We start from the raw sequence: 19,493 nt of genomic DNA, 5'->3' as shown, positions 1-19,493 counted from the left end.
ATCTCCGGTTCGTCGTCGTTGACATATTTATGATAGCAATCATATAAAAAGCAAAAATGATGATGATAATCATGAATACCGAGAGGGATACTATGCCCCAAAAGTCCGCAGTTCTCATCACCGGCGCCTCGTCCGGCATCGGCGCCACCTACGCAGACCGATTTGCCGCCCGCGGCCACGACCTGGTCCTCGTTGCCCGCAGGGCCGAACGCCTGGATGAAGTCGCCGCGCATCTCCGCCCGGGCGATGGCGTGACGGTCGACGTCATGCAGGCCGATCTTGCCGATCATGAAGCTCTGGAACGGGTTTCGGCCCGCCTGGCCGAGGACGACCGGATCGGCGTTCTGGTGAACAATCCCGGCTTGGGATTGTCGGGTAGCTTTGCCGATCAAAAGCCGGATGACGTCGTGAAGCTTATCGCCGTCAATGTTAGCGCCGTGACGATGCTCGCCCAAGCGGCCGCCCGTCGTTTTGCATCTGCCGGCGAGGGCGCGATCGTCAACATTTCGTCGGTCGTCGGCCTTGTCCCCGAGTTTGGCCAGACGGTCTATGCCGCGAGCAAGGCCTTCGTGACGACGCTCTCCCAGCCCATGGCTGTCGACTGATGGGCAAGGGCGTCTATGTGCAGGCAGTGCTGCCAGCGGCGACGGCCACCGAAATTTGGACGCGCTCGGGAGCCGGTCCCTCCCAGTCGCCGGCAATGATGGATGTCAACGCTCTCGTCGATGCGGCGCTGGCCGGCTTTGACCGGCGCGAGCCGATCACCATCCCCGTCCTGCCCGACGCCGGACTCTGGGAAACCTATCAGCAAGCCCGCAAAGCAATGCTGCCCGGCTTCGGCGGGGTCGTTCCTGCTGCGCGCTATCGAGCTGCCTGACACAATGATCGATGTACTCTCGGACGCTCGCCTCGATAATCCCGAGATGATGGAAACAGAATGGTAGGGGATACGACGACTGGGGTGTCGACGGGACCGCTTCAAGCTGCGGCGGCGTCACGCGCGGCGAGGACGCACGCAATTCTCCACGATCCGATCGCGCCGACGCTGGCGCGGCTGGCTGCGCCGAACGTGATTGCGATGGGCGTTCAGGCGCTGATCAGCATTGCCGAGGGCTATTTTGCCAGCCGCCTCGGCGTCGACGCCCTCGCTGGGCTGGCGCTGGTCTTCCCCCTGGTCATGCTCACTCAGATGCTGTCGGCAGGCGCGATCGGCGGTGCAACATCATCGGCGGTCGCGCGAGCACTGGGAGCCGGCAACACGGCGCGCGCCAGCGGCGTCGTTATCGCCGCCTGGATCGTAGGACTGGGCGCATCGGTTGCATCCATTGCCTTGATCGCAGCGTTCGGGCGCTCGACATTTGAATTGCTCGGCGGTCCGGGCGCAGCAACCGACGCGGCGATCGCCTATGCGATGGTCTTCTTTCCCGGATGTGTGGCGATCTGGATTTGCCACCTGACCCTCAGCGTCGTGCGGGGTACGGGCGGAATGGGGTTTGCATCGGGCGTTTTGCTCCTCGTGTCTCTGCTTACGGTACCCCTCGCGGGAGCATTGTCGTTGGGATGGGGCGGATTGCCTGCGTGGGGCATGAGCGGGCTGGCGCTCGGGGCCGTGCTGGCTCACGCGGTCGGAGCATCGATCGCGATTGTATATGTTCTGGCGGGTCGCGCGGGCTTCTCCCTCAACCGAGTGCGTCCCGACAGGACGACATTTGACGATATCCTCCGCGTCGGCGGAATCGCTTCGGCGAATTCCGCGCTGACGGTTTTGACCATCGTCCTGATGGTCGGCGCCGTCGGCAGATATGGCCCCGACGCGCTGGCGGGCTATGGTCTCGGCGCGCGTTTGGAGTTCCTGATGATTCCGGTCGTCTTCGGCATCGGCGCGGCCATGACGGCGATGGTGGGTACGAACATGGGCGCCGGCCAGACGGCGCGCGCCCTAAGCATCGCCTGGATCGGCTCGCTGGCGGCGGCCGCGATCGTGGGATCGATCGGTCTCGTCGCAGCCCTGTTCCCTGATCTCTGGCTTCGGATGTTCCTCGCGCCGGAGGCAACGGGCGCGCTGGAGGCCGGACGATCCTATTTCCGGATCGTTGGCCCCTTCTACGGGTTCTTCGCGCTCGGTCTCGCGATCTACTTCGCAAGCCAGGGGGCAGGACGAATGATGTGGCCGTTCCTCGGAGGCGTCCTCCGGATCGGCGTTGCATTTGGCGGAGCCATTGTGCTTGCCGACGAGACCGATCTCGGCATGCAATCAGTCTACATCGCCATCGCGGCAGGGATGTTTGCCTACGGGACGTGCATCGCGGGCGCGCTTCTGCGGTCGAAGTGGCGCTCGTGACCTTCTCGCGAGGGACGATAGATCACCCACCCTCACGGCACTGATCATGGATACATCTGGACGATCCATCGCATGCGATCAGGTGTGCCTTTCGCAGCCGTCGCGTGGTCGACTATCCGTCGATGGCAGCTTGTCGGGGTCGTTGCTCTCGAAGCCGACGGTCCGCTACCGGCCCCAAAGCCGCCCTCTAATGAGCGGCGCGACCTGGCAGAGGAAGGATATTCACTCGCAAAACAGTCCTATTTGCCGCGCTTTCTACGCCGCAGTACGACGCCGGCTAAATCTTCCTTGCACACCGACAATTCCTTGCTGTGACTGGTCTCGGAAGCCGTCAGGAACAACCAGCAGGAAGCGTCTCCGCCATGCGCCAACCAGACCGTATCGTGCGCCTGAACACCGTGCTCGCTCAGGCCTGTCCCGCTCCACCATCGACCGCAAGATCGCCGAGGGCACGTTCCCAACCCAGCTCAGGATCAGCGTCAACGGCGCGGGCTGGAGGGAGTCCGATATCGACCGCTGGGTTGCCGATCCGGTCCGGTGGCGGCGGGAGGAAGAGGCCGGTCATGGGCGATGAGGGGAAACGTTCCGGTAAAGAGAGACGGCCGGTCAACGACAATCGCAACGCGGACGGCTCCGATCCCAACGCGCAGCGCAAGGTCGACGATGTCGCCTGCCAGTTTGCGACGCATCGTCGGCCGCATGGCGCGAGAGGATTTTGCCAGGCGGACCGCCGCCGCCAATGATAACAGCCTCCCGCGTTCCGGGGCTCCAGAACAAGGAGCCGACAGGGAGTGAAGAGATCGCATCATGACGTGCGCCAAGGCGGTCGGTTGCCTTTCATCGCATCGATCTATATGATATACACAACACATATCATTTGGAGTGTGCGATGCGAGCCTTGGTCGACATGACCGATACCCAGGTCGAAGCCCTCGACACAATCGCCAAACGGGTGCGCCGGTCCCGTGCCGCGCTGATCCGCGACGCCATAGATGACTATCTCAACCGTCATCATCGCGAGCAGGTCGAAGATAGCTTCGGCCTGTGGGGCAAACGCAAGGTCGATGGTCTGGTCTATCAGGAGAAGGTGCGCCGCGAATGGTAGGCGCGCTCTTCGACACCAACATCCTCATCGACCATCTGAACGCGGTGCCTCAGGCGCGCAAGGAACTCAATCGTTTCGAGAACCGGGCGATCAGCATCATCACCTGGATGGAGGTGATGGTTGGAGCGGATGCCGATCTGGTTGAGCCGACCCAACGCTTTCTTGACGGCTTCGAATTGATTGCACTGAACGACGAGATCGCCCACCGTGCGGTGGCGTTACGGCGAGCACATCGCATCAAGCTTCCGGACGCAGTGATCTGGGCCACGGCGCAGACCGCAGGTCGTCTGCTCGTGACCCGCAACATCAAGGATTTTCCAACCGACGATCCGGGGATCCGCGAACCTTACGCCCTCTAACGAATGCGTCCACGTTTGAACGATAGGTGAGGGGACCGGAAGGTCAGTCGTGGGTGGCGTGACGCCGGGGGATAGGGCGCGCACCTCTCCGCTTCGTCCTGCTCGGGCTTGACCCGAGCATCCATGCCTCGGCCTGTGACGAGGGGGAGGGGTCAGAGGCGGGCGCTGTTCTTCCGCGCGATCATTTGTATGCACCGCCGAAGCATGGATCCCCGGGTCTGGGCCTTTCGCTGCGCTCAAGGCTCCGCCCGAGGATGACGAAGAGAACGCCCGTCCGGGTGCGGTTGTCGGGGAGGATGCGGTGTCCCCCACTCCGTCTCGCTGCGTTTGGCACCTCTCCCCCATTTCATGGGGGAGAGGAAAGGCGGGGGCGCTTAGTTGAAATACGCCTGCAGCGGCCGCACTTCCAGGCTTCCGGCCTTCAGCGCGGCGATGGCTTCGGCGGCGGCGGCGGCGCCGGCCATGGTGGTGTAGTAGGGCACTTTCTGCATCAGCGTGGCGCGGCGGAGCGATTTCGAGTCCGAGACCGCCTTCTGGCTGTCTGTCGTGTTGAAGACGAGCTGGACCTGCCGGTTGCGGATGGCGTCCTCGATGTGCGGGCGTCCTTCCAGAACCTTGTTGATCTTGTCGGCCGCAACGCCGTTTTCGGTCAAATAGCGCTGCGTGCCGCCGGTGGCGAGGACCTTGAAGCCGAGATCGGCCAGGCGCTTGACCGACGGCAGGATCTTGGCCTTGTCCTCGTCGCGCACCGAGACGAACAGCGTGCCCGCGCGCGGCAGGTCGACGCCGGCGCCGAGCTGGCTCTTGGCGAAGGCGAGCGCGAAGTCACTGTCGAGGCCCATGACCTCGCCGGTCGACTTCATCTCGGGCCCGAGCAGCGTGTCGACGCCGGGGAAGCGCGCGAAGGGGAAGACGGCTTCCTTGACCGCGACATGGGGGAGCTTCGACAGATCGGGCTTGGTGCCGTAGTCGCCGAAGGCCGCGTCGAGGCTTTCGCCGGCCATGATGCGCGCCGCGATCTTGGCGATCGGGCGGCCGATGGTCTTGGCGACGAAGGGCACGGTGCGGGACGCGCGGGGGTTGACCTCGAGCACGAAGATTTCGCCGTCCTTGATGGCATATTGCACGTTCATCAGGCCGCCGACATGGAGCGCGCGGGCGAGCGCCGCCGTCTGGCGGTCGAGCTCGGCGACGGTCTCGGTCGAGAGCGAGCGGACGGGCAGCGAGCAGGCGCTATCGCCCGAATGGATGCCGGCCTCCTCGATGTGCTCCATGATGCCCGAGACATAGACATTGTCGCCGTCGCAGAGGCAATCGACGTCGACCTCGACGGCTTCCGACAGATAGGTGTCGAAGAGCAGCGGGTTCTTGCCGAGCAGCGTGTTGATCTGGCCGGTCTTGTCGTTGGGGTACTTCTGCTTGATGTCCTCGGGCACGAGGCCGGGCACGGTGTCGAGCAGATAGGTCTGCAGCATCGCCTCGTCGTGGATGATCTGCATGGCGCGGCCGCCCAGCACGTAGGACGGGCGCACGACCAGCGGGAAGCCGAGCTCGGAGGCGACGGTGCGCGCCTGCTCGACCGACCAGGCGATGCCGTTCTTCGGCTGCTTGAGGTCGAGCTTGACGAGCAGCTTCTGGAAACGGTCGCGGTCTTCGGCGAGGTCGATCATGTCGGGCGAGGTGCCGAGGATCGGGATGCCGGCCTTTTCGAGCGCGTCGGCAAGCTTGAGCGGCGTCTGGCCGCCGAACTGGACGATGACGCCGTGCAGCGTGCCGGCGGCCTTCTCGGCGCGCAGGATCTCCAGCACGTCCTCGGGCGTCAGCGGTTCGAAATAGAGCCGGTCGGAGGTGTCGTAGTCGGTCGAGACGGTCTCGGGATTGCAGTTGACCATGATCGATTCGTAGCCGGCGTCTGCCAGCGCATAGGCCGCGTGGCAGCAGCAATAGTCGAACTCGATGCCCTGGCCGATGCGGTTGGGACCGCCGCCGAGGATCACGACCTTCTTTTTATCCGAGACCTGGGCCTCGTCGGCGAGCGCGCCTGCGAACGGCGTCTCGTAGGTCGAGTACATGTAGGCGGTCGGCGAGGCGAACTCGGCCGCGCAGGTGTCGATGCGCTTGAATACGGGGTGGACGTCGAGCTTTTGGCGAAGCTTTTGAATCTCTTCCGCGTCTTTCCTGACGAGGGACGCGAGGCGGGCGTCGGAGAAGCCCATGGCTTTCAGCATGCGCAGATTTGCGGCGTCCTCGGGAAGGCCGTGGGCGCGGATCTTGGCTTCCATGTCGAGAATGCCGGCGATCTGCTCCAGGAACCACGGGTCGATGCGGCACATCTGGTGGACGTCTTCGAGCGAGGTGCCCATGCGGATCGCCTGGGCGACCATGCGCAGCCGGTCGGGCGTCGGCGTGCCGAGTGCGGCGCGGATGGCGTTGCGGTCGTCGCTGGTTCCGATGCCGGGGATTTCGATCTCGTCGAGGCCGGTGAGGCCGGTTTCCAGACCGCGAAGGGCCTTCTGCAGCGATTCCTGGAAGGTGCGGCCGATGGCCATGACCTCGCCAACCGACTTCATCGCGGTGGTGAGGACGTTGTCGGCGCCGGGGAATTTCTCGAACGCGAAGCGCGGGATCTTGGTGACGACGTAGTCGATGGACGGCTCGAAGGAGGCGGGCGTCGCACCGCCGGTGATGTCGTTGTCCAATTCGTCGAGCGTGTAGCCGACCGCGAGGCGGGCGGCGACCTTGGCGATCGGGAAGCCGGTGGCCTTCGACGCGAGGGCGGAGGAGCGCGACACGCGCGGGTTCATCTCGATGACGACGAGGCGGCCATCGGCCGGGTTGACGGCGAACTGGACGTTCGAGCCGCCGGTCTCCACGCCGATCTCGCGCAGCACCGCGATCGAGGCGTTGCGCATCATCTGGTATTCCTTGTCGGTGAGCGTCAGCGCCGGCGCGACGGTGATACTGTCGCCGGTGTGGACGCCCATCGGATCGAGGTTCTCGATCGAGCAGATGATGATGCAGTTGTCCGCCTTGTCGCGGACGACTTCCATCTCGTACTCCTTCCAGCCGAGCACGCTCTCCTCGATGAGGACTTCAGTGGTGGGGGAGGCGTCGAGGCCGGAGCCGATGATCTCGAAGAATTCGGCGCGGTTGTAGGCGATGCCGCCGCCGGTGCCGCCCATGGTGAAGGAGGGGCGGATGATGGCGGGCAGGCCGACGACGTCGAGGGCCTGCGCGGCGATCGCCATGGCATGGTTCATGTAGCGCTGCTTGCGGTCGCCTTCGCCGAGGTTCCACTCGGTCTCCAGCGCGTCGAGGGCTGCGTCGAGGTCGGCCGGGCTGGATGCCTTCAACTCGGCGCGGCGCGCCTCGTGTTTCTTGCGGTCGGCGTCCTTCACTTCGGATGCGTTGGCGAGCATCGACTTCGGGGTCTCGAGGCCGATCTTCGCCATCGCCTCGCGGAAGAGCGAGCGATCCTCGGCCTTGTCGATGGCCTCGGCATTGGCGCCGATCATCTCGACATTGTAGCGGTCGAGCACGCCCATGCGGCGCAGCGACAGAGCGGTGTTGAGCGCGGTCTGGCCGCCCATCGTCGGGAGCAGCGCGTCGGGGCGCTCCTTGGCGATGATCTTGGCGACGACTTCGGGCGTGATCGGCTCGATGTAGGTCGCGTCGGCCAGCTCCGGATCGGTCATGATCGTGGCCGGATTGGAGTTGACCAGAATGATGCGGTAGCCCTCGGCCTTGAGCGCCTTGCAGGCCTGCGTGCCGGAATAGTCGAACTCGCATGCCTGACCAATGACGATGGGGCCGGCCCCGATGATCAGGATCGACTTGATATCGGTACGTTTCGGCATTGTGGGTCCATCCGGCAGGCGCTTGCGCAAAGAACCCGGCGAAGGGCGTGGCCCGGCCGGTGCGCAAGGAGAAGAATCTGTAGGCTAGACGCGGCTTATAGGGGAAGGATGGGGGGGAGGGAACCCCGGAAATGCGGCAATGCAGGGGAAAGGGTGCTGAGCCTTTGTCGCACGGCATTCGCGGTTGCCGCGTCGAGGTTTCCTCCCCCCGTCCTGCGGGGGGAGAGGATGGCGGGTCGCCGGGATCAGGTCAGCGTCCGCCGTCGCTCCAGTTCGGCCTCGGTGGGGGTGTCCATCGCGAAGGAACCGCTGACGACGTCGCCGGAGCGGACATAGCTGGCGCTGAACACGCCGCTCGGCGAGACGTGCGACGACGTCAGTTTGAGCGCCGCTGGAACCGCGCCGTCGCCGAACAGGCGCTTGCCCTTGCCCAGAAGCAGCGGGAAAACGTGCAGATGCAGTTCGTCGATCAGGTCGTGCCGCAGCAGGATCTGCAGAAGCTCGGTCGAACCCTGGGTCAGCAGCATCCGCCCGTCGCCCTGCTTGAGATCGCGCACCCTGCCGGGGATATCGGCACCCAGCGCCTCGCTGTTTTCCCAGTCGAGCGAATCGGGCCGGTGCGTCGCGACATATTTGGTGACGCGGTTGAAGTTCTCGGCGATGCCCGCGTTCAGCGCCTCGAAGTCTCCCGCTTCGGGGTCCATCTGCACATAGGGCCAATGAGCCGCGAAGATATCGTAGGTGCGGCGGCCGAGCAGCAGGTCGAAGGGCTGGGAAAACAGCCTGCCGATCACCTCGCCGGTCGTGTCGTCCCAATAAGGCGGCACCCAGCCGCCATGTCTGAAGCCGCCGGTCGGGTCTTCCTCCGGGCCTCCCGGCGCCTGCATGACGCCGTCGAGGCTGATGAATGCTCCTGTCACGATCTTGCGCATGGTCTTTCCTCCTGCTGCCGTTGGCATCGTGTCTCGAGGACGTTCCAAGGCAGGCTGGGCCGACATGTCATCGCATGTTTTCGGCGAAACGATGCCGTGGCTGGGGATTCCGCGGTTTCCCGCCTGTTGACCGGGGTGGGCAATGCTGGTCGTGTAAACCCCCGCCAAGCTGACCATGGAGGAGACGCAGCATGGACCGATTTACGGGTGGCTGTCTGTGCGGCAACGTCAAGATCGTGGCGTCGGGACGCCCCTATCGCGTCGGCGTCTGTCACTGCATCGACTGCCGAAAGCATCACGGGGCCATTTTTCATGCCTCCGCGATCTTCCCGCAGGACGCGGTGACGATCAGTGGCGACACACGCGACTATGCCGGGCGGTTTTTCTGTCCAGACTGCGGCTCGCCCGTTTTCGGACGCAGCGGCGACGAAGTCGAAGTGAATTTGGGGTCGCTGGACGCGCCCGACCAGTTGAAGCCGACCTACGAACTCTGGACCGTGCGCCGGGTCAACTGGTTGCCGCCGTTTGCGGCCACAAGGCGCTATGACGGCGACCGGGAGGCGACGGGGCGTTTCGAGGAGTAGGGTGCAGCGGGGCCCGGCGGCGTTGCGCCTGATCGTTCCCTGCTTCCCGCGGCCGTTCTCGCAGACCGTTTGGACATCTACCCTTCCGGCCGTCTGACGCAGGTTTCTGCGCTTGTCAGCGGCTTGCCCGCGCCAGGCCATGGGCGACCAGACGATCGATGACGGTGGCGTAGTCGATGCCGCTCGCGGCCATCGCCTTGGCGTACATGCTGATGTCCGTAAAGCCCGGGATCGTGTTGATTTCATTGACGAGGATGCGCATGTCGTCTGTCAGGAAAAAATCCACGCGCGCCATGCCGTCGCAACCCAGAGCCTGGAACGCCTGTGCAGCCATCTGGCGCAAGCGATGTTCGACGTCTTCCGGCAGGTCGGCGGGAACCTTCAACAGCGCGCCGTCGGCGTCGATATATTTGGCCTCGTAGCTGTAGAAGCCGTGACTTTCCGCGGGAACGATTTCTCCGGGTCTCGATACGGTGATCCCGCCGTCGGCGTCCTCCAGCACACTGAATTCGATTTCGCGCGCCTTGACGAACTCTTCCGCCAGGAGCTTGCCGTCGTGCCTGAAGCCCTCCGCGAGAGCCAGCTCGTAATCCTGTTCGTTTGCGACTTTGCTGATGCCGACCGACGAGCCCTGCCGTGCGGGCTTGATGAACACCGGAAGCCCCAGCGCATTCTGCAACTCCGAGAAAGAAGGGGCGTTTCGGGGCAGGATCGTCAGGGAGCGCGCGGTCGGCAGTCCAGCTTCATTCAAGAGGCGCTTGGTAAAACTCTTGTCCAACGCGGTCGCGGAGCCGAGAATTCCACAGCCGACAAGCGGGACGCGAGCCACTTCCGCCAAGCCCTGAACGGAACCGTCTTCGCCGTGGAGGCCGTGCAGCACCGGAAACAGCGCGTCGATCTTCGGCAGTTCGCAGGCGGGGCCATCGGTCGGGATCGCAAGCATTCGGCCTTGTCCGCCCGGCAGAAGGCAAATCTCCGTGCCGGATGCCGGTTGTGCCAACACGCCCGCTTCGAAGCTGCTGAGCAGCCATCGCCCGTCTTTGGTGACAAAAATCGGTACTGCATCATAGCTGGCGGGCTGCAAGGCACGGATGACGTTCGTGGCCGACATGACCGAGACTTCATGCTCGGCCGAGCGTCCGCCGAAGAGCACCGCCATCCGCAATTTTCCAGACGTACCAACCATGAAGTTCCCGACGCATTTTGGATTGAAAACGTGATCGTTACGTCGAAGCGTGTGGGAGCCTCGGCTGCGCGATATGTCGGACGACATTGGTTAATTATGTCTGCATTCGCAATTCCGTGGATGGGTGCCGCGGACTCGCATGCCCGCTCCGCGCGTCGCTCCTGGCGACCCGTATGACCGGGCAGGGCGAATGATCAAACAGTCTTTCAGTGTCCCGACGACAGCTTGAGCCCGATCATGCCGGTGACGATCAGTGCGACGCTTGCGATCCGCGCGACGGTTGCCGCTTCGCCCAGGATCACGATGCCGACCACGAACGCGCCGACGGCACCGATGCCGGTCCAGATCGCGTAGGCGGTGCCGAGCGGAAGCGTCTTGAGCGCAAGGGACAGGAGCCAGAACGAGCCCGCCATGGCGACGAGGGTGATGGCGCTTGGGACCAGCTTGGTGAAGCCGGCCGTCTCCTTGAGGAACGAGGCCCAGACAACTTCGAGAAGACCTGCGAGGCCGAGAAATATCCAAGCCATGACGTTTTTCCTTTTCCAGATACTGGACCCGTTACGGGACATTGCATGATGCGATGCCGATGTGCATTATATATATCCGACCAGACGGATTGAAAAGGACAAAATGGGCAGGAAACGCACAATCGACCGCGATGCCATTCTCGACGCCGCCGAGGCGATCGTCACGGAGATGGGGGCGGGCAGGCTGACTTTCGACGCGATCGCGAAACGCGCCGGCGTCAGCAAGGGCGGCGTGCTCTACTGCTTTGCCAGCAAGCAGGAGCTGGTCGGCGCGATGGCCAAGCGCGACATGGACCGCTTCGAGCGGGATATCGCCGCCCACCGCGCCGGCATGGAGCCCTCGGACGCGGCCGACATCCTGGCGCATCTCGCCGCCACGCGCCAGGAAAGCGATGCGCTTGCCGCCAAGGCCGCCAGCCTCATGGCCGCCCTTGTCGAGACGCCCGAACACGCCGAGCCGATCCGCAGCTACTACCGCGACCAGATGGGACGTTTTGGCGGGGCCTCGCAGAAGGGGCGTCGCGAGCGGCTGGCCTTCTTCGCAGCCGAGGGCGCGTTTTTGCTGCGCGGCCTGGGGCTGGTGAGGATGACCGAGGACGAGTGGTCGTCGCTGTTCGAGGATATGGAGGAGCTTGCAAAGGGGAAGGGGTGAGGGGCTGCTGGTGACGCCCATATGCCGCTTCTGCTGTCATTTTGCCTACCGCGCCAGGTGGGCTCCGCCGTTCACGGGTATCACCTGGCCTGTCACATGTCCCGCACCCGGCGAGGCGAGGAACGCCACCGCCGCAACGACGTCTTCAGGCTGTCCCGCTCGTTTTGTGAACGTCGCCTCGACAAGGCGTACCCGACGCTCAGACGTGATGCGCATGGGGTTTCTCGAATATCTCGTCGCTGCTTTCAGGACCTGTGCACCTTGCCCTGCTGGACGTGCTGCGCCAAATCGGGGCTTCACAGCCGCAATAAATGTCGCCAAATCCCAGGGTTTTCACGACACTGAACCGCGATTGTCGATGCCACAAGGATCCGTTTCGTGACATGGAGTTCGAATGTCTGTGAATATGAAGCATGCAAGCAACATTGCCAAAGGCGTCGTTGAGTCGATCGATTTTAACGGACTGGAATGGGCGGAAGTCTCTGTGGTTTTCCAAGTCGATGACGAAGGGTTCGTAACCAACACCTACGGCTACTCCTATGACGATGACGGAAAACCAACGGCGATCGCGCCCGACATCGATAATGTCGAGGAGCCTGTCCGCGCTTACAGGGAATGGCTGCGGCAGGAAGGCGATAAGGGATTTACCAGGATGCTCTTCCAGTTCAACCGCAACACTTTGAAGGTCAAAGCCGATTTCGAATACGACAATGTGGCGCGCTGGAAAGTGACGCCGGCAAATATCGATACGATTACAGAAGAATTACGTCCAAGGCTGGGAGAATAGGTTTTCCACGCAGAGCAGACAGATCCTCCAAACGCAGCCAGCGATGCGCGTCGCGTCGGGCATGGGGCGCAAGCCCCGTTACTCCGCCGCGCCGGCGCCAGGCTAGGCGGGAAATGACGCTTCGTAGGCCATTTGCATCTTTGCCAGAGCGGAGGCCGCAGGTGCAGGTGATCCCAGATGGATATGCCGCAGCTCATCCATCAATTCAGCCCACAGGTGCGGGCCGCCGTCTTCGAGAACCTGGGCGCGCGCTGACAGCTCGATGGAGGGAAGCGCGTGCCGCATCCCCCAGCTTCCCATGAAGGCCATCAGGGGAACGAGCTCGATCGCTCTTTCCGTCAAGCTGTAGACAACCCTCTGTTTGTGACCGGGATCGGCGGCGCGCGTGAGCAGCCCGCTGGCGGTCAGGCGCCGCAAGCGGTCGGACAGAATGTTGGAAGCAATGCCTTCCACGCTTTGGGTGAGATACGATCGGAAGCTGCGGCGGCGACCACCGAACATGGTGTCACGCAGGATGATCAGGCTCCACCGATCGCCGAAGGTTTCAAGCGTCAGATTGATCGGGCATCCTGAGCGTCTTAGTCTCACAGCGTCATCCACGAAACCGGTTGCAAAATAGGACTGGTTTTTGCGTCGGGCTGACTGCTACCACAGTTTCGGTAACAATTGAACGTGGCGTGAGGGGCGTCACCCATCAATGGGAGGCAGAAAATGGCCACGCTTTTCTTCGGGATGAACCAATCGCTGGATGGCTATGTCGACCATATGCGCATCGGGCCGCCCAGCTCGAAGCTGTTTCGTCATTTCATCGAGCAGACGAACAGCCTCGCCGGCAGCCTTTATGGCCGTCATCTCTATGAGCTCATGCACTATTGGGATGATGACCAGCCGGGCTGGGGGACTGCGGAGCACGAATTCGCCGCGGCGTGGCGCAAGGCGCCGAAATGGGTGGTGTCGCGCACGCTGGATTCGGTTGGACCCAATGCGACGCTTCTGGGACAGGACTTCGAGGGGGAGGTTCGCCGGCTCAAGGCCGAGATCGATGGCGAGATCGAAATTGGCGGACCCAATCTGGCGCGCAGCCTGACCGAGCTGGGCCTGATCGACGAGTATCGCATCTACCTGCATCCGGAGGTGCTTGGCGAGGGCACCCCCTTCTTCGCCGCGGCGCGCCCGCCCTTGCGTCTGGCCGGCAGTGAACAGATCGACGACAACGTGATGAGGCTTAGCTATGTCCCGGCCTGATTGCGGGACGTCTTCCATGTGACGCCGCAGCCCGCTGGATCGCTTGCAACGATCGAGCGGGCATTTCGGTAGTTGGCCATCGCAGACACATGGATGGTGTTCGATCTCGGTCCGATGCTCTAGCCGGCCATCGCGACCAGATCGGGGGCGGCGTCGTGGCGGACGACGATGGGGCTGCCGTCGCGGACATTGTCGTGCAGGTGGATGATGTCCTGATTGATCAGGCGGATGCATCCCGACGAGATCGAGCGGCCGATCGACCAGGGCTGGTGCGTGCCGTGAACGCGGTAGATCGTGTCGCGGCCGTTCTGGTGGATGTAGAGCCCGCGCGCGCCCATCGGGTTGGTCGCGCTCGGATCCATGCCGCCATTGGCGATCGAATAGGGCTCGAGCTCGGGCTGGCGCGCAACCATGGAATCGGGCGGCGTCCAGCGCGGCCAGACGCGCCGGTAGGCGATGACGGCGCGGCCCTGCCAGGCGAAGCCGTCACGGCCGACGCCGATGCCGTAGCGCATCGCACGGCCATTCGGGCGCACGTGATAGAGGTATTTCTGCGCGGTCTCGACGACGAGCGTGCCGGGGCGTTCGTCGGTCGCGTAGTCGACCTCGCTGCGCCACCATTCCGGCGCCATCTGGGAGACGTCGACGGCCGGAACGTCGTAGGGTTCCTGCGGCATCGCATCGTACATTGCGGGTCGAACCGGCGGCAGCGGTTTTGGAAGCGGGGCCGGCTTGGGCTCCGGCGTCGAAACGCAGCCGGAGAGCATCAGTGAGCCTGTACCCAGAAGGAGAAAACGTCGGGTCAAGCGCGCGGGAACATCCCCGGCGCCGGGTGATCTGTCAGTCATTGTTGCCTCGAAAAAGGTGTGCGGTGCCGTAAAAGCGGCACGCGGGACGTGTCGGGGTGGAATGCCGGCCAGGGCCGGCCAGGGCCGGGTGGATCAGGCGCGCGGAGGTCGCTCGACGCCCGACGGGCGTTTTGCGATCGAGAGCCGGGGATGCACGGACGGGCTGTGGACCTCGACGGAGGCGGCGAAGGGAGCGTCGATCCCTTTCGGCGCGATCGCCTGAAAGCCGGTGCACACGGTGATGGCGGGCTCGTTTACACCCGCCAACTGATCGACGCCGCTGATTTCGACCAGCTTTTCCTGCAGGGCGCGGCACTTCGGACCGACCCCTTCCAGCATCGCGCTCGCCTGCGCCGGGACGACGAGCGTCAGGCAGCAAAAGAAGGCGAGAAAAATGGAACGCAGGCGAAACATGGTGGCGGGCTAGAAGCGGAAAGTGGCGAGAATGGCGCAAATGCGCTTCGGCGACGCGATATCGGAAATCACGGTCATGTTAAGGGCAGGGCAGTTGCCTTTGCGCCACAGTTGGCGACACAGGGCGGTGCGTCATGCGCCCGGTCCCTATCCGGCGCTGTGTGAGTCAGGCAGCCACTCGTAGATGGTGTCGAGGTCGTCGGCGGACACGACGCGAAAGCCGAGGCTTTGATAGAAATCGTTCGAGGGGCTGCCATTCAGGGCCATGAGCCGGATCGGCAGAGCATGCATTTCGGCTTCGATCTTCAGGTCGTCGACGACGCGCCGGCCAATGCCGAGGCCCTGAAAGGCCGCGATGACATAGAGATGGTCGAGATAGAGATGATCGGATTTTCTGCGCACGACGTAGAAACCGGCAACGCTGTCGCCCAGGCATATGAGGCTGGTGTCTTCGGCGCGGAAGGAGTCTAGAAAGCGCTGCCTTGCCCTGTCAGGATCAAAGCGTCCGGCTGCTTCCAGGCTGGGGCGCATTGCCTCGACGCGTATATCCGCAAGCCGCCCGGCCTGCGCTTCATCGGCGATCTGAGTTCGATATCGATCTCGCTGCACGATCCTGTTCCCCCATGCCTACGCCGCCACACGCTTCGTCAGCGTTGCGCCCGCAGCCGCCGTTCGCCTCAGCCGACATCTCGCTCAGCGGCGTCTTTCCAGCAATTGGGACACGGTGACGAATTCGAAACCGCGTTCGCGCAGGCCGGCGACGATGCCGGGAAGCGCCTGGCGCGAGACGTCGCGGCTGTCATACATGACGTGCATCAGGATGATGGACCCGTTGCTCGCGCCCTGGACGACGTGGTTCACAAACGCTTCGACGTCCGACGCCACGTCGGGAAAGGTCTCCGGCTCGACATCCCACATGACGGTCGTGCGATCGGTGGCGGACAGATACCACGGCAGGCCGAAGAGCTTCTTTCCGTAGGGCGGACGAAAGTGGAGCGGTCCGCCGTAACCGGCTGCCCGTATGGCGGCATCGGTCTCTTCGATCTCGCGGCGGATGGCGCCATAGCTTTTGAAGACCATCCGGGGATGCGCGTAGGTGTGATTGCCGAGCTCGTGCCCGGCCGCGATGATGGCCCGCGTCTCGTCCGGGTTCTCGGTGACTTCCCTGCCGGTGACGAAGAACGTCGCGGGCACGTCGCGTTCGTCCAGAATTGCCAGCACCTCGCCGGTGTACTGCGCCGTGGGGCCGTCATCGAAGGTCAGGGCGACGACAGGCTCCTGCGTATCGACGCGCGCGACGAGGTCGCCGAACACCTGGTAGGTTCGCGCATTGCTCAGGCTGTGGAGGCCGTAGACGATGCAAGCGAGGACAAGGATCGAGAGAAGGGAAAGGACGATACGTCGAAGGATCACGATAGCGGTCTTCTGTTTCAAAATTCGGAGATGCTGCTGCAACGGCAAAATGGCGGATTTTTGCATCTAAGACTCTCGAGCCTGATGCGTCAAACGAACGAAAGCGTTCAAGGACGAGGGCAGACCGCTTGTCCTTTTTTGTCCGGTTCTCGTCCGGTCAGGTGCTGGATTTTGCGTCCGCGTTGTCTCATCTTGCCCGTGAGAACAGGAGCAACAAGACATGACAGACACTGCATTGCTGGTCATCGACGCGCAGGAGAGTTTTCGGCAGCGCTCCAGTTGGGGCGAGATCGACAGCGCCACTTACCTCAGGAACCAGCAGGCGCTGATCGATGGCGCGCGGGCTGCCGGCTGGAAGATCGTGCGGGTGTTTCATGCGGAGCCCGAGGGGATTTTCGCATTGGCCTCCGGTTTCGTCAGGCCGCTCGCTGAACTGCGGCTGGATGCTCCGGATCTCGAATTCGCCAAACTGCGCCATTCGGCCTTTGTCGGGTCGCCGCTGGAGGTGTTCCTGATCGAGAATTCCATCCGCCGCATCGTCGTCTCGGGCATCAGGACCGAGCAGTGTTGCGAGACGACGACCCGTCACGGCTCGGATCTTGGCTGGCAGGTCGACTACGTCACCGAGGCGACGCTGACCATGCCGCTGACCGATGCGACCGGAAAGACCTGGTCGGTCGACGAGCTGAAGGCGCGCACCGCGGCCGTGCTGGAAGGGCGGTTCGCGCGCGTCTGCACCGTCGCCGAGGCCCTGGCCGGCCAACCCCGGGCTGCGGCGGCGTAAAAGGTCCGATGCGCCGGATCCCGACCTATGTGGTTCTCCCAGCCCGGACACTGCTGCTCGATGTGGCCGGGCCGATCGAAGCGCTGCGCTATGCCAACCAGATGCAGCGGGACGTGGTGTTCGACGTGCGGTATGTCGGCGCGCTGGCCGAGCTGACCACGTCGATCGGGCTGCTTGTGTCGGGCATCGGGAGCCTGCCGCCGGAGATCGAGCCCGACGCGATGATCGTCGTTTCCGGGCATGCCGACATGCCGATGGATGCGGGCAACGGCCTCGGCGCGACCGATGAAGGTGACGCGGAGATCGTGGCGTGGCTGCGCCGCGTGGTTCGGCCGGGCGTGAAGCTGGTGACCATCTGCACGGGCGCGCTGTTCGCAGCCCGCGCGGGCCTGCTCGATGGGGTGACCTGCACGACGCATTTTACCGATTGCCATGTGCTGAGTGCTGCGGCGCCCACCGCGCGCGTTCTCGAAAACCGCCTCTATGTGCAGGATGGCGAGCGATACAGCAGCGCCGGGATCACGGCGGGCATCGACCTGATGCTCCACATCATCGCGCAGACGATTTCGCCCGCGACGGCTGCGGCGGTGGCGCGGCAACTGGTCGTCTATATGCGGCGCGCCGGCACCGATCCGCAGCTATCGCCCTGGCTCGAAGGCCGCAATCACGTTCACCCCGCGATCCACCGCGTGCAGGATGCGATTTCGGCCGATCCGGCGCAGGACTGGCCGCTCGAAAGACTGGCTTCGATCGCCATTGCAAGCCCGCGCCATTTGAGCCGGCTGTTCAACGATCATACCGGCATGAGCCTTCCCGACTATCTGAACCGGCTGCGGGTCGCGCTTGCCCAGCAATTGCTGGTGGAAACGCGGCTGGATATCGAGCGCGTGGCGGAGCGGGCCGGTTTCGGGTCGGGCCGGCAGCTTCGACGCGCCTGGAGCCGCGTCAACGAGGAGCCGCCGAGCGTCTTCCGGCGCGGTTGACCGGGCGATGTACGATCCATATATGGTTCGTATGGTCACCGGCTTTGAGAGACGTTCATGGGTATCGTGAAAATCGACGACGACTTGCATGAGGATGCGCGGCGGGCCAGCGCGGTGATGTGCCGGTCGATCAATGCGCAGGCCGAGTTCTGGATGAAGATCGGCATGCTGGCCGAAGCCAATCCGACGTTGTCCTTCAACGAGATCGTGACGATGCAGTTTTCGGCGGCGCATGTGCGTCTCCCGGACGCAGCGGCCGCCTGACATGGTCAAGACCCCGGACGAACTGGCGCTGATGCGCGTGTCGGGCAGGTTGCTGGCTTCGGTCTTCGAGATGCTGGACGGGCAGGACCTCGCCGGCATGTCGACCTTGCAGGTCAACGATCTGGTCGACCGCTTCATCACCGCTGACCTTGCCGCGCGCCCGGCCAGCAAGGGGCAATACGGCTTCAAACACGTCCTGAACTGCTCGATCAATCATGTCGTGTGCCATGGGGTGCCCGATGGCGAGGAGATCATCCGCGACGGCGACATCATCAATCTCGACATCACGCTCGAAAAGAACGGTTTTATCGCGGATTCGAGCAAGACCTATCTGGTCGGCGATGCCCCGCCCGCTGCAAAGCGGCTGGTGCGGGTCGCGCAGGAGGCGATGTGGAAAGGCATCAGGCAGGTCCGGCCCGGAGCGCATATCGGAGACATCGGCTTCGCCATCGAACGGCATGCCAGGAAGAACGGTTATTCGGTGGTGCGGGAGTATTGCGGCCATGGCATCGGCCGCGAGATGCACGAGGAACCGCAGGTGCTCAATTTCGGCCGGCCGGGAACGGGCGTGAAACTGCGCGAAGGCATGGTCTTCACCATCGAGCCGATGGTCAACCAGGGCACCCGCAAGGTGTCGACGTCGAGCGACGGCTGGACGGTCGTGACCAACGACCGCAAGCTCTCCGCCCAGTTCGAGCACACGGTCGCGGTGACGAAAACCGGCGTCGAGGTGCTGACCCTGCGCCGTGACGAAGCGCCGATGGTGGCAGGCGGGGTTTGAGATTTCTTTGCCGGGCTCGTGCTTGCGGTGTAAGGTTATGTCCATGAAAAACACCAAAATCATGCGCGAGGCCAAATCCGGCCGCTTTGTCCTGACCAGCAAGCGCGGCGAGAAAATCAGTGCCGTCGAAGGACTGCACCTGTCCGAACGTATGAGCCATGTGGTGCGCGATGCGTCCGGCAAATTCCTCACCAGCGACGAGCGCCGGTCTTTGATCAAGGAAACCCTTCGCAAGAGATAGAAGCGCGTGCCCTATGTTGCCGAGAACGATCCGCTTTGCTATCCCGGCTCAACGGTCCTGCGGAATCTTCTCGACATTCATGATCAGTCCGAACTCGACGAAGCCGAGCTCGGACTGTTCCTGATACGGGCGAACGAGCCCCTTCCTGCCGGAAATCTCGACGTCTCCCACTATCGCAGCCTGCACCATC

The 19,493-nt window shown here is 63.5% G+C and carries 24 protein-coding genes and 2 pseudogenes; 15 read left to right on the top strand and 11 right to left on the bottom strand.

All coding sequences use genetic code 11. The annotated features are described in order from the left end of the window. Window positions 1-92 precede the first annotated feature (92 nt). From AAFN55_RS17515 to AAFN55_RS17490, 6 genes and pseudogenes are all read left to right on the top strand, one after another. Window positions 93-877: pseudogene (locus tag AAFN55_RS17515) on the top strand (SDR family oxidoreductase). 60 nt (window positions 878-937) lie between these two features. After that, complete coding sequence (locus AAFN55_RS17510; protein ID WP_347800105.1) at window positions 938-2,341, top strand: MATE family efflux transporter; 1,404 nt, start codon at window positions 938-940, stop codon at window positions 2,339-2,341. 362 nt (window positions 2,342-2,703) lie between these two features. After that, a pseudogene (locus AAFN55_RS17505) lies at window positions 2,704-2,915 on the top strand (AlpA family phage regulatory protein). Further along, window positions 2,905-3,084 (top strand): hypothetical protein, encoded by a 180-nt coding sequence (locus AAFN55_RS17500; protein ID WP_347800104.1) that lies wholly within the window; start codon window positions 2,905-2,907, stop codon window positions 3,082-3,084. The pseudogene AAFN55_RS17505 and the gene AAFN55_RS17500 overlap by 11 nt, the downstream one beginning before the upstream one ends. A gap of 146 nt (window positions 3,085-3,230) precedes the next feature. Then, window positions 3,231-3,446 (top strand): ribbon-helix-helix protein, CopG family, encoded by a 216-nt coding sequence (locus tag AAFN55_RS17495; protein ID WP_347800103.1) that lies wholly within the window; start codon window positions 3,231-3,233, stop codon window positions 3,444-3,446. Further along, window positions 3,440-3,805, top strand: a complete 366-nt coding sequence (locus tag AAFN55_RS17490; RefSeq protein ID WP_347800102.1) for a type II toxin-antitoxin system VapC family toxin — start codon at window positions 3,440-3,442, stop codon at window positions 3,803-3,805. Before AAFN55_RS17495 ends, AAFN55_RS17490 begins: the two co-directional genes overlap by 7 nt. Window positions 3,806-4,179: 374 nt before the next feature. Here AAFN55_RS17490 and carB read toward each other — a convergent pair whose 3' ends face one another. Together carB and AAFN55_RS17480 are read right to left on the bottom strand one after the other, a co-directional pair. Beyond that, the gene (carB, locus tag AAFN55_RS17485; protein WP_347800101.1) at window positions 4,180-7,662 is read right to left on the bottom strand and encodes a carbamoyl-phosphate synthase large subunit; all 3,483 of its coding nucleotides are present in this window, start codon (window positions 7,660-7,662) and stop codon (window positions 4,180-4,182) included. Window positions 7,663-7,907: 245 nt separating this feature from the next. Then, window positions 7,908-8,594 (bottom strand): dihydrofolate reductase family protein, encoded by a 687-nt coding sequence (locus AAFN55_RS17480; RefSeq protein WP_347800100.1) that lies wholly within the window; start codon window positions 8,592-8,594, stop codon window positions 7,908-7,910. 191 nt (window positions 8,595-8,785) lie between these two features. On the opposite strand from AAFN55_RS17480, the gene AAFN55_RS17475 reads away from it, so the two are divergent. After that, window positions 8,786-9,178 carry a GFA family protein gene (locus AAFN55_RS17475; protein WP_347800099.1) on the top strand — a complete coding sequence of 131 codons (393 nt, stop codon included), beginning with the start codon at window positions 8,786-8,788 and terminating at the stop codon, window positions 9,176-9,178. Window positions 9,179-9,293: 115 nt separating this feature from the next. On the opposite strand, the gene AAFN55_RS17470 is transcribed toward AAFN55_RS17475, so the two are convergent. After that, window positions 9,294-10,364, bottom strand: a complete 1,071-nt coding sequence (locus AAFN55_RS17470; RefSeq protein ID WP_347800098.1) for a D-alanine--D-alanine ligase family protein — start codon at window positions 10,362-10,364, stop codon at window positions 9,294-9,296. Between the two features lie 206 nt (window positions 10,365-10,570). Then, window positions 10,571-10,891 carry a quaternary ammonium compound efflux SMR transporter SugE gene (sugE, locus tag AAFN55_RS17465; protein ID WP_347800097.1) on the bottom strand — a complete coding sequence of 107 codons (321 nt, stop codon included), beginning with the start codon at window positions 10,889-10,891 and terminating at the stop codon, window positions 10,571-10,573. Between the two features lie 103 nt (window positions 10,892-10,994). Here sugE and AAFN55_RS17460 point away from each other — a divergent pair, with 103 nt between their 5' ends. Then, complete coding sequence (locus tag AAFN55_RS17460; RefSeq protein ID WP_347800096.1) at window positions 10,995-11,543, top strand: TetR/AcrR family transcriptional regulator; 549 nt, start codon at window positions 10,995-10,997, stop codon at window positions 11,541-11,543. Window positions 11,544-11,588: 45 nt separating this feature from the next. On the opposite strand, the gene AAFN55_RS17455 is transcribed toward AAFN55_RS17460, so the two are convergent. Beyond that, on the bottom strand, window positions 11,589-11,759 hold the full coding sequence (locus tag AAFN55_RS17455; protein ID WP_347800095.1) for an SDR family oxidoreductase: 171 nt from the start codon (window positions 11,757-11,759) through the stop codon (window positions 11,589-11,591). A 178-nt stretch (window positions 11,760-11,937) separates the two neighbouring features. Between AAFN55_RS17455 and AAFN55_RS17450 the strand changes: the two genes are divergently transcribed. Further along, window positions 11,938-12,330, top strand: a complete 393-nt coding sequence (locus AAFN55_RS17450; protein WP_347800094.1) for a hypothetical protein — start codon at window positions 11,938-11,940, stop codon at window positions 12,328-12,330. Window positions 12,331-12,432: 102 nt separating this feature from the next. On the opposite strand, the gene AAFN55_RS17445 is transcribed toward AAFN55_RS17450, so the two are convergent. Further along, a complete protein-coding gene (locus AAFN55_RS17445; RefSeq protein ID WP_347800294.1) occupies window positions 12,433-12,918 on the bottom strand; it encodes a helix-turn-helix domain-containing protein in 486 nt (161 codons plus the stop codon). 123 nt (window positions 12,919-13,041) lie between these two features. On the opposite strand from AAFN55_RS17445, the gene AAFN55_RS17440 reads away from it, so the two are divergent. Further along, the gene (locus tag AAFN55_RS17440) at window positions 13,042-13,575 is read left to right on the top strand and encodes a dihydrofolate reductase family protein (RefSeq protein ID WP_347800093.1); all 534 of its coding nucleotides are present in this window, start codon (window positions 13,042-13,044) and stop codon (window positions 13,573-13,575) included. 119 nt (window positions 13,576-13,694) lie between these two features. On the opposite strand, the gene AAFN55_RS17435 is transcribed toward AAFN55_RS17440, so the two are convergent. From AAFN55_RS17435 to AAFN55_RS17420, 4 genes are all read right to left on the bottom strand, one after another. Further along, on the bottom strand, window positions 13,695-14,423 hold the full coding sequence (locus AAFN55_RS17435) for a L,D-transpeptidase (RefSeq protein ID WP_347800092.1): 729 nt from the start codon (window positions 14,421-14,423) through the stop codon (window positions 13,695-13,697). 93 nt (window positions 14,424-14,516) lie between these two features. Further along, the gene (locus AAFN55_RS17430) at window positions 14,517-14,762 is read right to left on the bottom strand and encodes a hypothetical protein (RefSeq protein ID WP_347800091.1); all 246 of its coding nucleotides are present in this window, start codon (window positions 14,760-14,762) and stop codon (window positions 14,517-14,519) included. A gap of 222 nt (window positions 14,763-14,984) precedes the next feature. Continuing rightward, entirely contained in the window at window positions 14,985-15,446 is a 462-nt protein-coding gene (locus AAFN55_RS17425; protein WP_347800090.1) for a GNAT family N-acetyltransferase, read from the bottom strand. 84 nt (window positions 15,447-15,530) lie between these two features. After that, window positions 15,531-16,250: a polysaccharide deacetylase family protein gene (locus AAFN55_RS17420; protein WP_347800089.1), complete on the bottom strand. Its 720-nt coding sequence runs from the start codon at window positions 16,248-16,250 to the stop codon at window positions 15,531-15,533. A gap of 220 nt (window positions 16,251-16,470) precedes the next feature. Between AAFN55_RS17420 and AAFN55_RS17415 the strand changes: the two genes are divergently transcribed. From AAFN55_RS17415 to AAFN55_RS17395, 5 genes are read left to right on the top strand one after another with little or no spacing between them, the layout of a single operon-like run. Continuing rightward, window positions 16,471-17,034, top strand: a complete 564-nt coding sequence (locus tag AAFN55_RS17415; RefSeq protein WP_347800088.1) for an isochorismatase family protein — start codon at window positions 16,471-16,473, stop codon at window positions 17,032-17,034. A gap of 8 nt (window positions 17,035-17,042) precedes the next feature. Beyond that, entirely contained in the window at window positions 17,043-18,017 is a 975-nt protein-coding gene (locus AAFN55_RS17410; RefSeq protein ID WP_347800087.1) for a GlxA family transcriptional regulator, read from the top strand. Window positions 18,018-18,074: 57 nt separating this feature from the next. Beyond that, complete coding sequence (locus AAFN55_RS17405) at window positions 18,075-18,281, top strand: ParD-like family protein (RefSeq protein ID WP_347800086.1); 207 nt, start codon at window positions 18,075-18,077, stop codon at window positions 18,279-18,281. Window position 18,282: 1 nt separating this feature from the next. Further along, entirely contained in the window at window positions 18,283-19,062 is a 780-nt protein-coding gene (map, locus tag AAFN55_RS17400; protein WP_347800085.1) for a type I methionyl aminopeptidase, read from the top strand. Between the two features lie 43 nt (window positions 19,063-19,105). Continuing rightward, window positions 19,106-19,303, top strand: coding sequence for a hypothetical protein (locus tag AAFN55_RS17395; protein WP_347800084.1), 198 nt, complete (start codon window positions 19,106-19,108; stop codon window positions 19,301-19,303). A gap of 48 nt (window positions 19,304-19,351) precedes the next feature. Here AAFN55_RS17395 and AAFN55_RS17390 read toward each other — a convergent pair whose 3' ends face one another. Beyond that, window positions 19,352-19,492 (bottom strand): hypothetical protein, encoded by a 141-nt coding sequence (locus AAFN55_RS17390; RefSeq protein ID WP_347800299.1) that lies wholly within the window; start codon window positions 19,490-19,492, stop codon window positions 19,352-19,354. Window position 19,493 lies beyond the last annotated feature (1 nt).

It is taken from the genome of Mesorhizobium sp. CAU 1732, assembly GCF_039888675.1.
Classification (GTDB): domain Bacteria; phylum Pseudomonadota; class Alphaproteobacteria; order Rhizobiales; family Rhizobiaceae; genus Aerobium.
Note: the sequence above shows the minus strand (reverse complement) of the source record. Positions and strands in the feature narration are given on the sequence as shown.